General features: G+C 62.2%; 11 protein-coding genes. 1 reads left to right on the top strand and 10 read right to left on the bottom strand.

Annotated elements, in window-relative coordinates; genetic code table 11:
* Positions 1-17: 17 nt before the first annotated feature.
* The 7 genes from AC56PL_RS24800 to AC56PL_RS24770 all read right to left on the bottom strand — a co-directional run bounded on the left by AC56PL_RS24800 (position 18) and on the right by AC56PL_RS24770 (position 8376).
* Positions 18-839 carry a 3'(2'),5'-bisphosphate nucleotidase CysQ gene (locus AC56PL_RS24800; protein WP_497155458.1) on the bottom strand — a complete coding sequence of 274 codons (822 nt, stop codon included), beginning with the start codon at positions 837-839 and terminating at the stop codon, positions 18-20.
* 3 nt (positions 840-842) lie between these two features.
* Positions 843-2741, bottom strand: a complete 1899-nt coding sequence (cysC, locus tag AC56PL_RS24795; protein WP_497155457.1) for an adenylyl-sulfate kinase — start codon at positions 2739-2741, stop codon at positions 843-845.
* Positions 2741-3655 carry a sulfate adenylyltransferase subunit CysD gene (cysD, locus tag AC56PL_RS24790; protein ID WP_497155456.1) on the bottom strand — a complete coding sequence of 305 codons (915 nt, stop codon included), beginning with the start codon at positions 3653-3655 and terminating at the stop codon, positions 2741-2743. Before cysD ends, cysC begins: the two co-directional genes overlap by 1 nt.
* A gap of 38 nt (positions 3656-3693) precedes the next feature.
* Entirely contained in the window at positions 3694-4764 is a 1071-nt protein-coding gene (locus tag AC56PL_RS24785; RefSeq protein WP_495517434.1) for a DUF7064 domain-containing protein, read from the bottom strand.
* Between the two features lie 8 nt (positions 4765-4772).
* A complete protein-coding gene (locus tag AC56PL_RS24780) occupies positions 4773-5918 on the bottom strand; it encodes a sulfotransferase (protein WP_495517435.1) in 1146 nt (381 codons plus the stop codon).
* A gap of 55 nt (positions 5919-5973) precedes the next feature.
* Positions 5974-6813 carry an SDR family NAD(P)-dependent oxidoreductase gene (locus AC56PL_RS24775; protein ID WP_497155644.1) on the bottom strand — a complete coding sequence of 280 codons (840 nt, stop codon included), beginning with the start codon at positions 6811-6813 and terminating at the stop codon, positions 5974-5976.
* Positions 6814-7083: 270 nt separating this feature from the next.
* Positions 7084-8376, bottom strand: coding sequence for an amidohydrolase family protein (locus AC56PL_RS24770; protein ID WP_495517436.1), 1293 nt, complete (start codon positions 8374-8376; stop codon positions 7084-7086).
* 263 nt (positions 8377-8639) lie between these two features.
* Between AC56PL_RS24770 and AC56PL_RS24765 the strand changes: the two genes are divergently transcribed.
* Positions 8640-9458, top strand: a complete 819-nt coding sequence (locus tag AC56PL_RS24765) for an NAD(P)-dependent oxidoreductase (protein ID WP_497155455.1) — start codon at positions 8640-8642, stop codon at positions 9456-9458.
* Positions 9459-9475: 17 nt separating this feature from the next.
* Here the strand turns inward: AC56PL_RS24765 and AC56PL_RS24760 are convergent, their stop codons facing one another.
* From AC56PL_RS24760 to AC56PL_RS24750, 3 genes are all read right to left on the bottom strand, one after another.
* Entirely contained in the window at positions 9476-10837 is a 1362-nt protein-coding gene (locus AC56PL_RS24760; protein ID WP_495517438.1) for a cytochrome P450, read from the bottom strand.
* Positions 10838-10877: 40 nt separating this feature from the next.
* Positions 10878-11738, bottom strand: coding sequence for a mycofactocin-coupled SDR family oxidoreductase (locus tag AC56PL_RS24755; protein ID WP_482140407.1), 861 nt, complete (start codon positions 11736-11738; stop codon positions 10878-10880).
* Positions 11739-11817: 79 nt separating this feature from the next.
* Positions 11818-12597 carry a 3-oxoacyl-ACP reductase FabG gene (locus AC56PL_RS24750; RefSeq protein WP_495517439.1) on the bottom strand — a complete coding sequence of 260 codons (780 nt, stop codon included), beginning with the start codon at positions 12595-12597 and terminating at the stop codon, positions 11818-11820.
* Positions 12598-12636 lie beyond the last annotated feature (39 nt).

Genomic DNA, 12636 nt, shown 5'->3' with positions numbered 1-12636 from the left:
CGGTCCCAGTCTGCCACCTAGCTCAAGACGGTACGGCTGTTCGGTGGTTCGGCGGCGCGGTCGGCATCTGAGATGACCGCCAGAATTGTCGGAGCGAGTTCGGGTCGGCAGATGACAAGGTCCGGAAGGTAGACATCGCGTTGGTTGTAGCGCAGGGCATCGCCATGAATCCTGCTGCACCACAATCCCTGTGATCTGGCCACGGCCACCGGGGCGGCCGAATCCCACTCGTACTGACCACCGGCGTGCACATATGCATCGGCCTCGCCGCGGACCACCGCCATCGCTTTCGCACCGGCCGATCCCATCGGCAACAACTCTCCGCCGAGCGCCGAGGCCACCGCCTCCGAGAATGCCGGTGGCCGCGAGCCGCTGACCACAACGCGTGCGTTAGAGCCACGTGGTGTTGCGACCAGTCCGGTCGCGGGTTCAACCGCGGCACCGTCGCTGACGTAGGTGGCCGACAGCCCGGGCAACGCAACCGCGCCGACCGTCAGGCCGCCTCCATCACCTCGCCGGTTGCGCTCCCACAGTGCCACGTGAACTGCCCAGTCGCTGCGACCGAGTCCATATTCCTTGGTGCCGTCCACCGGGTCGATGATCCAGACCCGAGGAGCGTCGAGTCGGGCCGGGTCGTCGGAGGATTCCTCGGACAAGACCGCATCGTCGGGCCGCAGGCGAGCGAGTTCCTTCAGCAGGAACTCGTTCGAGCCCAGGTCGCCTGCCTTGCCGAGATCCTTGCCTGCCAGACCGGATGTGGCCCGCAGTTCGAGCAGGAACTCTCCGGCGGCAGTGGCCAACTCGGCGGCAAGCGCGGTGTCCGCATCATCGAAGCTCACGGCTCAGATTCCCAGGTCGCGGCGGATTGCTTCGGCGACGCGCGGCAGGGGACTGTCGCTGGGCGTGATGACGATATCGGCCGCGGTTGGAGGCTCGTACGGTGAGCTGATCCCGGTGAACTGGGGAATCTCACCCGTGCGGGCCTTGGCGTAGAGGCCTTTGGGGTCACGCTCCTCGCAGACCTCGAGTGGCGTGTCGACAAAGATCTCGTAGAAGGGGATTCCGCGCTGTGCGTGGATCTCTCTGGCCCGCTGTCGTTCTGCCGCAAAGGGACTGATCAAAGAGACGATCGCCACCGAACCGGAATCGGCGAAGAGCGCGGCAATCTCTGCGGTGCGGCGTATGTTCTCGCGGCGGTCGTCGTCGCCGAAGCCCAGGTCGGAGTTGAGGCCGTGCCGTAGATTGTCGCCGTCCATCAGATAGGCGGGGCGTCCCTCCGCGACCAGGGACCGCTCGAGTTCTGCTGCAATAGAGGACTTTCCGGAGCCGGAAAGTCCCGTCATCCAGATGGTGGCACCCGTGGTGGCGCGCTGCTCGCGGGTGACCGATGAGCTGTGCCAGACAACGTGCGAGTCTTTGCTGACCGGGCCGTTGATCATCCCGGCGCCCACAGTTTTGTTGGTGGCCTCGTCGATCAGGATGAAGCTGCCGGTGTGACGGTGCTGCTGATAGGCATCGAACATCAGCGGTTGCTGGGTCCGGAGCGTGATTCGGCCGATCTCGTTGAGCTGTAACGCTTCCGAGGCCTCGTCGCGGTGCAGGGAGTTCACGTCGAGCCGGTAGGTCAGTGCGCTGATGACCGCTTTGGACTCACGGGTCGAGCTCTGGATCGTATAGCGGTTCCCGGGTGCCAGGGTGGTGTCGTCGGAGAACCAGCAGACCATGGCGTCGATGTCGCGGCCGACGTGTGGGCGGTTGCCCGGCCGGGCCAGCATCTCACCGCGAGTGATGTCGATGTCGTCGGCCAATGAGAGCGAGACGGCCATCGATGTGAACGCCTCGTCGACCTTGGCCCCGCCGGGACCCCAGATCTCTGACACCGTGGTGGTGAAACCGCTGGGCAGCACAACAACTTCGTCACCGGGCTTGAACGTTCCACTGGCGATGGTCCCGGCGTAACTGCGGTGGTCGGAGCCATCGGAGACCTGCGGGCGGATGACGTACTGCACGGGCATGCGCGCGTCGATCAGGTTTTTGTCCGACGAGATGTGGACGTCTTCGAGGTGCCCGAGAAGCGAGGTGCCGGTGTACCAGGGCATGTGCTGCGAGGCATCCACCACGTTGTCGCCGAGGAGAGCTGACACCGGTATGAAGCTGAGGTCGTGGACGTTCAGCTTGCCGGCGAAAGCGCTGAACTCGTCACGGATCTCGATAAAGCGTTCTTCGGACCAGTCGACCAGGTCCATCTTGTTCACACACAGCACCAGATGGGCGATGCCCAACAGGGATGACAGAAACGCGTGGCGGCGGGTCTGCTCGAGGACGCCCTTGCGGGCGTCGACGAGGATCAGGGCGACATCCGCAGTGGAGGCGCCGGTCACCATGTTTCGGGTGTATTGAACGTGTCCCGGTGTGTCGGCGATGATGAACTTCCGCTTGGGCGTTGCGAAGTAGCGGTAGGCGACGTCGATCGTGATGCCCTGTTCGCGCTCGGCACGGAGTCCATCGGTGAGCAGCGCGAGGTTGGCGTACTCGTCTCCGCGCTCGACGCTGGTGCGTTCGATGGACTCCATCTGGTCGGTGAAGATGCTCTTGGAGTCGTAGAGCAGCCTTCCGATGAGTGTCGACTTGCCGTCGTCGACGCTGCCCGCGGTCGCCAGGCGCAACATCTGCTTGCCGGTCTGCATGGGGTGATTGCTCTCGGTCGTGGTGGATTCGGTGGCGGGACGTGCAAGAGTCATCAGAAGTAGCCTTCCTTCTTGCGGTCTTCCATCCCCGACTCGGAGATCCGGTCGTCGGCGCGGGTGGCGCCGCGCTCGGTGATCCGGGTCGAGGAGACCTCGTCGATCACCTGATGCACGGTGACGGCGTCGCTGAGCACACATCCGGTGCAGGTGGCATCGCCCACTGTCCGGAATCGAACCGTCTCGGTGATCACTTCCTCGCCGGGTGCCAAGTCCACGAAACGGGTTTTGGCCAGCAGCATTCCGTCGCGAGGAACGACCTCTCGCCGGTGCGAGTAATAGATGCTTGGCAGTTCGATCTCCTCGGAGGCGATGTACTGCCAGATGTCGAGTTCGGTCCAGTTGCTGAGCGGGAAGATCCGGATGTGCTCACCCTTGTGGTGGCGTCCGTTGTAGAGATTCCACAGTTCCGGGCGCTGCGCCCGCGGATCCCATGCGCCGAACTCGTCGCGGAAGCTGAACACCCGTTCCTTGGCGCGGGCCTTTTCCTCATCGCGTCGGGCGCCACCGAAGACGGTGTCGAACTTGTTTTCTCCGATGCCGCGGAGCAGCGCGGCGGTTTGGAGTCGATTGCGACTGGCTCCCGGTCCGGTCTGCTCAACCACCCGTCCCGCATCGATGTCGTCCTGGACACTCGAAACGATCAGTCGGACACCGGTTTTCTCGACGACGCGATCGCGGTACTCGATGACTTCGTCGAAGTTGTGTCCGGTGTCGACATGCATGAGCGGGAAGGGGATCGGTGCCGGCCAGAAAGCCTTGCGTGCCAGGTGAAACATCACCACCGAGTCCTTGCCTGCAGAGAACAGCAGCACCGGGCGTTGTGCAGTGGCGGCCACCTCGCGGAAGATGTAGACCGATTCCGCTTCGAGCGCGGCCAGGTGTGAGAGCTCGTAGCGTGTGTTCAGCATTGCTGTGGCCTTTCAGGAGACAGTTGGCGATGACGTGGTCACGAGTCCTGCTCGATCTTGTCGAGCGGGTTCGAGCGCTCCATCATTCCCACCGTTTCCTCGCCGTCCCACCGATAACGCACACCGGATTGGTGCACAGCGGGGAAGGCGGGCATCTCGGCCTTGAGCGCATTTGTCGAATAGGCGTTGTCTTTGTGGAAGACATCGTGGGCGCCGAACAGGACTTCACCTTCGATGGTCACGGTCTCGGTGTCGGTCTCGAGGACCAGTGTTGCGTCGTCCCCCTTGGGAACAAGACGGGTCAGCCAGGGAGCCTTCACGATTCGTGCCGGGATGAGATCTCCGTTGCCCTTGTAGATGAAGCCCTCGGCAAAGGTGTCTTGTCCGTCGTCGCGCGGAGGATAGGCGATGTAGCCAAAGGCCTTGCCGCTCGGGAAGACAGCGGACTGCCAGCAATGACCCCAGAATCCGGCAAGGTTGCGGACGCCCTGACGTCGAATCCTCAGTCCGCAGCCGGTGAAGGTGTGGTCTTCGGCTCCGTCGATGCTGACCCGGCCGGTGGCCCGGAACAGCTGCTCATAGCGAGGTCCACCCATCATGCCCGAGATGGCGTCGTCCTTGAGCTTTTCCTGGGCGTCTTTGCCCATGGTGCCCTGGATCCATGGTGGAACGGCCATCTTCGCTTCGACATGGAAGCTGACGTTGACGACCGGACCATCGGTGTCACCCTTGATGAGTCCGGCGGACGTGGTCTGTACGGCCTTTCCGTCGTATGTCATTGTCCAGGTGTCGAACTCGTCGACGCAACGGAACTTCAGTCCGCCGGCGCCCAGCACGGTGGGTTTGCCTTCGGGTCCGATGGGCGAGGCCGCGGGTTCGGTGGATCGCAGTCGGTACACCCGGCCATCCGGAAAGGTGACATTCACCTGCAGGTCGTGGGTATCCCAGTTGGAGGACACGGCTTCCACGCCGATGCGCGGCAGTCCCACCTCGCCGCGGTCATCGACCACCCAGAAACTCACCGAATCCCGCATTTCCGGATTTTCGGGCCGCTCGGCGAAGACGTGTTCGCGAGTTGAATCAAGGCCTCCGGTCAGATCAATCGACATCGTTTCTCTCACTTCACATTTAGGTTGGAATGGTTGGTCCAGTGCTGGGCACTTGCCACGTACTCGTTGAACAGTGGGCGGACCTCGGCGAGGTCGATGCCGAACTCGGCCGGGTCGGCGTGTGAACTCGGTTCACGTTGGTCGGCCGCTTTTTCCCACCAACTTCGCATCTGCGACTCGAACTGTGCGCTGACCGGGGTTCCGAGCCAGCTGTACAGTCCCTTGACCTCGCCGACGGGATCGCTTTGCATCGCGCGGAAGTCGATGTCGTAGAAACGATCGTCGGCGCCATCACGGCGGAACTGCATGGCACGTTGGATACCCAGCGACCAATGATCCACATTGAGCTTGCCGATGTATGGCTTGTCGATGGTGTCTGTGAACCTGGTGATGATGTCGGCATAAAGGTCGGCAACCGACAAGATGACGTCGGTGGGATCCCGATGTGTCATGACGTAGCGGGCATCGGGAAAGGCCTTGTCCAGGGCGTCCAGGACCAAGATGTGCGACGGGCACTTGAGTCGCCACTCCCGTGTGGGCTCACCCCATTGCATCAGCTTCATCACTCTGCGCTGGTACTCGAACGTGGACGTGAGATCTGCTTTGTTCACAAACCATTCCGAGTACGTCGGAATCTGGGCCAGCGACTGGAAGAAGTGGGTTTTGAAGTCCAACGCCATCAGGTCGTGGCATTCCATGGGACCGTGGGTGTCGCTCGGGACGTGATGCCGTGACCCGAGCATCTCGCCGATGCCCGGCGGGATGCGCGGATCAACCCCGACAACAGTCGATGTCGGTGGGCAGGGCTGCGACGACTCCCAGCGCCTGATGTACCGCACGTCTGGGTCCTGCGAGAGCAAACTCGACAGTGCCGACGATCCGGTGCGTGGCAGGCCGATCCCGATCAGCGGGGTGACGATGGAGATCTCGTCGATCTCGGGGTGACGGCGATACCAGTTCTCAACCTGCAACCGCTGGCCGAGATATCCGACGATGCGGTCGCGCATGAACACTTCGCCCGTCGCGTTCAGGTTGGCTTCGTCGCGTACCGACGCCAACAGTATTTCGAGACCCTCGCGGAAAGAGTCATCACCGAAGTCGGTGAGTCCGGTGCTCTTGGTTGCCGCGTCCATTACGTCGTCGATGGGAGACATCGTGACCTCCGGGGTTGAAATCAGTTGAGTAGAACAGGAAGTGGTCGATCTCCCGTCAATTCATGAACTGTCCGCCTGCGACGTCGATGGTCTGGCCGCACATGTAGTTGGCGGCGTCGGTGGCGAGGTACGCAACCATGTTGGCCACCTCCTCCGGCAGTGCGCCGCGACCGAGCTGGACGTAGGTCTCGAGTGCTTCGGCGATGGCGTCGCGGGCGGCGTAGTCCTGATCGCTTTGCGGATTGAGGAAGCGCTCGACCAGATCAGGTTTGATCATGATTCCGGGGGCGACTGCCAGCACGTTGACACCGCGCGGCGCCATCTCATGAGCAAGGTTGCGGGTGAATCCGATGACACCGGCTTTGGCCGAGTTGTAGACGACAAGCCCGCGGTGCTGCATGCGTCCACCGACGGCGCCGATGTTGATGATCTTGCCCGAACCCTGGGGAAGGAGATACTCGAGCGCAGCGTGCGCGCCGTACATCATCATGGTCAGGCTGCCCAGCATCGTTTTGTCGATGTCTTCCTTCGTGTGCTTTTCGAACGGTCCGGCCACCACCATGACGGGGTTGTTCACCATGATGTCGAGGCCGCCGAGCCGGTCATGACTTTCTTTGACCGCCTGGTGGACCTGATCCCAATCCGACATATCGGCGAGGACCGGTATCGCCGTCACGCCCCAGCGTTCCTCGATCTCTTTGGCGCGCCGTTCGACCTTCTCGAAGGTCCGTCCAATCAGTGCGATGTCAGCGCCGAGGCCGGCGAGGCGGTTGGCGATCGCCTGACCCAGACCGTCACCCCCGGCACCGACAACGACGGCCTTTTGGCCGGTCAGGTCCATCTGTTCAGTGACGCGCATACCAACGATGTGGTTGGGCATGCGATCAAAGCCCATCGCTTCTGTCCAGTTCTTGTCTTCAACACTCACTGAAAACTCCCGTCACATTTGCGCAAGATTATGGTGCGCAGCACACCGTCTGTTCGGATGCTTCGAGACTATGGGTGCGGCAACTGCAGTTTCCAATACCGATTTCGGCGCCGAGCCATAACAATTCGTTATGGCTCCGACGTGGGTTCGGCGGTGGAAGATCGGTTCGACAAAAAAGCGGCCAGGGCTCCTGGGGAGCACCTGGCCGTAGTTGACGAGCGGGTAATTGCTATTCGATCAATCCTGAACACCCGAAATCTCTTTTGCCTTCTCGGCGAAATCCGCGAAGCTGGTGCCGGACTTCTCACGCGTGCTCCACGCACGGGTCTGCACGTCATGCCCTTCGGCGGCTTTGCGTAGCGCACCGACCGTGGCCTGCTCCTTGGGAACGTCCTTGAATGGATCGAATGAGTACCACTTCATCGCGTTCACGTAGGTCATCTTGTTGATCTCATCGTCGGTGACGTTGTACTTGTCGAACACGCCCTCGAGCTCTTCCGGCGCGTTCGGCCACATCGAATCGCTGTGCGGATAGTCCATCTCCCAGCAGATGTTGTCGATACCGATTTCGTTTCGTAGCTGCACGCCGACGGGATCGGAGATGAAGCAGGTCAGGAAGTGGTCCCTGAACACTTCCGAGGGGAGTTTGCCCTTGAAGTCCTGGTTCGTCCACGTCGAGTGCATCTCGTAGGTGCGATCAATCCGCTCGAGGAAGTATGGGATCCACCCGGTGCCGCCCTCGGACAGAGCGATCTTCAGGTCGGGGTATTCCTTGATCGGTGCGGACCACAGTAGGTCGGCCGCGGCCTGCACGATGTTCATCGGTTGCAGCGTGATCAGCACGTCCATCGGGCTGTCGGGCGAGGGGATCGACAGCCGGCCGGACGAGCCGATGTGCACATTCATCACGGTGTCGGTGTCGACGAGCGCCTTCCACAGGGGGTTCCAGTAATCGCTGTGAAAGCTGGGATAGCCCAGCGCCGAAGGGTTTTCGGTAAAGGTCAGCGAGTGCACGCCCTTTTCGGAGACTCGACGTACTTCCTGGGCGCAGAGCTCGGCATCCCAGATCGGCGGCAAGGCCATCGGGATGAATCGCCCCGGATGGGCGCCGCACCATTCGTCGATGTGCCAATCGTTGTAGGCCTGCACAAGGGCCAGGGAGAAGTCGGCGTCGTCGGTGGCGAACAGTCGGGCCGCGAAACCGGGGAACGACGGGAAGTTCATGGTGGCGAGAACACCGCCGGCATTCATGTCCTTCACCCGCTCGGCCGCGTCGTAACAACCGGGCCGGATCTCGTCGAGACCCTGCGGTTCCAATCCGTACTCTTCTTTCGGCCTTCCGGCCACCGCATTGAGCGCGACGTTGGGGATGACGGTGTCGCGGAACTGCCAGGTGTCGCTGCCATCGGGGTTGTGGACGAGACGGGGTGCCTCTGCCTTGTATTTGGCGGGCAGATGATTGTCGAACATGTCGGGGGGCTCGATGATGTGGTCGTCGATACTGATCAGGATCATGTCGTCTTTGTTCACAGCCACGCCTTTCGCTGGGGCCGGCCGTCGACAGCCGGCGCATATTGTACGAATGTATGGCAGGCCGGGGCTCTATGTGGGTGAATTTTTCGAATTGGCCGACGGGAGTAGGTGGGTGGGTATTCTTTGTGGGCGCAGTCCGAAAAGCGCTCTGCGCCAACGCCCAGCCAGGCTGAAGTCGATCGGCCGACATCGGAACGATCCGCGCCCGGATTCCGAGAAGCGTTATATACGAGAGTATTTCGCGAAGTTGGAGGAACACGATGCGTATTGGGTTCATAGGTCTCGGGAGTCAGGGCGCGCCGATGGCCCGCCGGATCGTGGAAGCGGGCTACGACACCACGCTGTGGGCCCGCCGATCGGCGTCGCTGGAGTCCTTTGCCGACACCGAAGCGAGAGTGGCGGACTCACCGGCCGAACTGGCGGCGGCCAGCGATCTGGTCTGCATCTGCGTGGTCGACGATGCAGATGTTCGGCAGATCGTGACCGGTGAACTCGGCGTACTCGCCGGCCTGGCACCGGGAGGTGTGATCGCAATCCACAGCACCATCCACCCCGACACCTGTCGCGATCTGGCCGGAAAGGCAGCGGCGCAAGGGGTCGTGGTCATCGATGCGCCGGTCAGTGGTGGTGGCCCTGCGGCAGTGGCGGGCAACCTGCTGGTCATGGTCGGTGGTCAAGCGGAGGCCGTCGAACGGTGCCGGCCCGTGTTCTCCACATACGGTGAACCGGTTGTCCACCTCGGTGCACTGGGGTCGGGCCAGGTGACCAAACTCCTCAACAACGTTGTCTTTGCCGCCAACCTCGGCATCGTCGTCGATGCGTTGGCCCTGGGTGGGTCCTTGGGAGTGAATCCGGATCGTCTCGGCGAGGTGATCTCCAAGGGGTCGGCGAACAGCTATGCACTTGGCGCCATTGCGGCGTCCGGCGGAACGATCGACGCGATCGCCTCCATCGCGGGGACGCTATTGCAGAAGGATGCACGACTGATATCGAGCCTGGCCGACGACGCCGGGGCCAAGTCGGCAGCAGTGCTGGCCGCCGCCGACTCGACGCTGGAAGCAATGGGCCACCCACGCTGATCGCGCGTCGACGCGCATCAATCGTGGATGAGCGCGGGTTCTTTGCGTTCGGTCACCGGTCTGGCCAACTCTTGGTCGACGCAGATCCGCTGCAATTTCTCCAGTGTCTCGTCCAAGCCCGCGCCGACTCGAGGGCCCGGAGTGAATGTCGCAGGCAGGTACCGCATGCCCTGGATGACCCCGATGGTTTCGTAGTGGACAGTCCCTTCGGGAACGCAGCGATAGTCCGGTATCCGGTCGAGCACCGCGGTCACCATCGATTTGAACACGGTGCGCGCGAGGTTAGAACCGATGCACCGGTGCATGCCGATGCCGAAGCTGAAATGGCGATTGCCGCTTCGGTCCAGAACGATGTCGTTCGGGTCGTCGAAGATGTCCGGGTCGCGGTTGGCCATGGCCCACGACAACCAGAGTCGGTCTCCCTCTTTGAGCTGCCTGCCGTCGAGTTCCATGTCTGCAGCGATGGTTCGTCCGTCGCCGGGGGCGGGCGTAAAGAAGCGCAAGAACTCCTCGGTTGCCGGATCGAGTAGTTCGTCTCGTTCACGGCTGAGTACGTCGCGCTCATCGGGATTCTCCGACAACCACTCCAGCGCGTGCGCCGTCAACGCTGTGGTGGTGTCGAACCCGCCGCCGATGAGAAGGTTCAACATCCCGAGCAGCTCCATGTCGGCCGCAGGCTCGCCATCGATCCGGAGCCCGGCCAACGCGTTGATGATCCCGGGACGCGGGCTCTCGCGGATCTCGGCCAGGTTGGAGAACAGATCCATGCCCATGGCCATATACAGATCCAGTACCCGCGGGGCGTCCGGTGACTCGGGTGCGGTGTAGACCGACGCGTGGGCCGGTTCGTTGTAGATTTCCCACTTCTGCAACGGAATACCCAGCATTGCCAGTGTGACCACGGCAGGGACGATGTTGGCCAGATCCTCGACGAAGTCGATGTGGCCGGATTCGATCTTCTCGTCCAGGCAGGCGCGCACCACGTCGTCGATGAACGGTTCCCACCGTTTGATCGCGGCGGGCGAGAGATAGGGATTGAGTGCGCCGCGATAGATCTTGTGCTCGGGATCGTCCATCTCCAACAGGCCGCCCCGGATGCTGACCTCCATCAGCTTGGGGATCGAAACACCTTGGTAGCCACGACGTTCACCGTTCACGTCGTGATCGGCAGAGACATCCGCGCTGCGGGCGAGTTCGAAGACCGCCCGGTTGTCGGCAGCGACCCAATGCCCGTTGTAGGTATCGCTCCACGCGAGGGGGCACTTGCTCTGCATCTCCTCGGTGATGTCGGTGAACCGTTCGCGGTATTCCGTTGTGTGTCGATCGAAGTGGAAGCGGGGCGACTTCCGGTCGTTGTCGCTGCCGTGGTCAACGCTCATGACTCATCTCCTAGCCGTCAGCCGGTTGTGAACCGATCCCTCAGAGTTTGAAGTCGTACCACTTGAGGTACCCGCCGCCGTCGATTCGCAGCTGCATGCCGGTCATGTACCTCGATTCGTCGGAGGCCAGGAACAACACGGCGTTGGTGATGTCCTCGGGCTCGACGTAGGGGATCGGCATTGCCTGCATCACCGCAAATCCGGGCTCGGCATCGGCGCGCGTGGGATGTTCGAGATCGGGACGGAAAGCCTTGTACATCGGTTCGCTCTGGAGCATGTCGGTGTTGCAGTTGGTGGGGTGCACGACATTGGCACGAATGTTGCGGGGGGCCATGTGCAGGGCGACCATGTGCATGAAATGCGTCAGCTGGCGTTTGGCCAATGCGTATGCGGCGCCGCCGAGTTCCTGCCCGGGGGCATCGGTTTTGCTCACATCCATCAGGGCGGCAGTCGAACCGGTGGCGATGAGTGATGCGCCCGCTTGCAGATGTGGCAGTGCCGCCTGCACGGCGTTGATCACGCCGAGCAGATTGGTGTCGATGGTGTCGATCCATGCGTTGATGCCGGGTTCACCGGTCATTGCGGCGATTCCGGCATTGGCGATCACCACGTCGACCTTGCCGAACTCGGCGAGACCTTGGTCCAGCGCCGCGACCATCTGGGCACGCTCTCGAACATCGGCCTGGACCGTGACGATACGTCGATCATGCTTTTCGACCAGCCGGGCGGTCTCGGCGAGATCTTCTGGTGTGGCAAGGGGATAGTTGACGGTGCTGAGGTTTTCGCACAGGTCGACCGCGATGATGTCGGCACCTTCTTCGGCAAGCCGCACCGCGTGGCTGCGGCCTTGGCCGCGTGCGGCTCCGGTGATGAATGCGACCTTGCCTTGAACACGTCCCATAGTTGTTCCTTCCAAAGGTTTCTGATCGACGATCAATATCGAATACTCGAAAACTGTTGTGTTGTAACGCCTCGGAGTTCTATCCCGACATCACCGCGCCTCCGTTGACCGCGATGACCTGCCCCGTGATGTAGCCGGCGGCGTCGGAGCACAGGAAAGCGCATGTTGCGCCGATGTCGTCGCCGCTCCCGACCCGCCCGGACGGGATCACCCGGGAGATGTACTTGGCCTCGGGGAGATGCTTGGCATCCTGTGCGGCCCGCAACATCGGGGTGTCGATGGTGAAGGGGGGAACCGTGTTGACGGTGATTCCTTTGGCGGCGTATTCCAGGGCCAACGTCTTGGTGAACGCGATGACACCACCTTTGGTGGCCGAATAGTGGCCTTGGCGAAGCGCACCGGTTTGCCCGGCCGCCGACGAGATCGTCACGATCCGGCCCCAACCGGCGTCCACCATGTCGCGTATCGCCGCCTGCGCGCAGAGAAAGGTGCCGGTGAGATTGACGGCGATGTACCGATTCCATTCGTCGAGGGTGATGTCTTCGAACGGGGTGAATCCGGAGACACCCGCGCTGGTCACCAGGATCTCGACAGGGCCGAGTTGGCTCCGGGCGATATCGAATGCGGCGTTGACGGATGTCTGGTCTGCGACGTCCACGGCCACCGCCAACGCCTTGGACCCCGCTGCCCGGACGTCGGCGGCCACCCGCTCTGCGGCGCCGGTGTCGGTGTCGAGTACTGCCACCTGGTGACCCTGCCGCCCCAGATGGTGGCAGATCGATTCGCCCAAGCCCGATCCACCGCCGGTGACGACGGCTACGCGTCCGGACGGATCATTGTGCGCGGCTTCTGAATTCATCGAACCTCCCGCTGTCTGCTATACGTACGTACAGCATCG

The organism is Williamsia sp. Y721 (genome assembly GCF_059683565.1).
The sequence above is the reverse complement of the archived record's forward strand: the minus strand, read 5'-3'. Positions and strand labels throughout refer to the sequence as shown.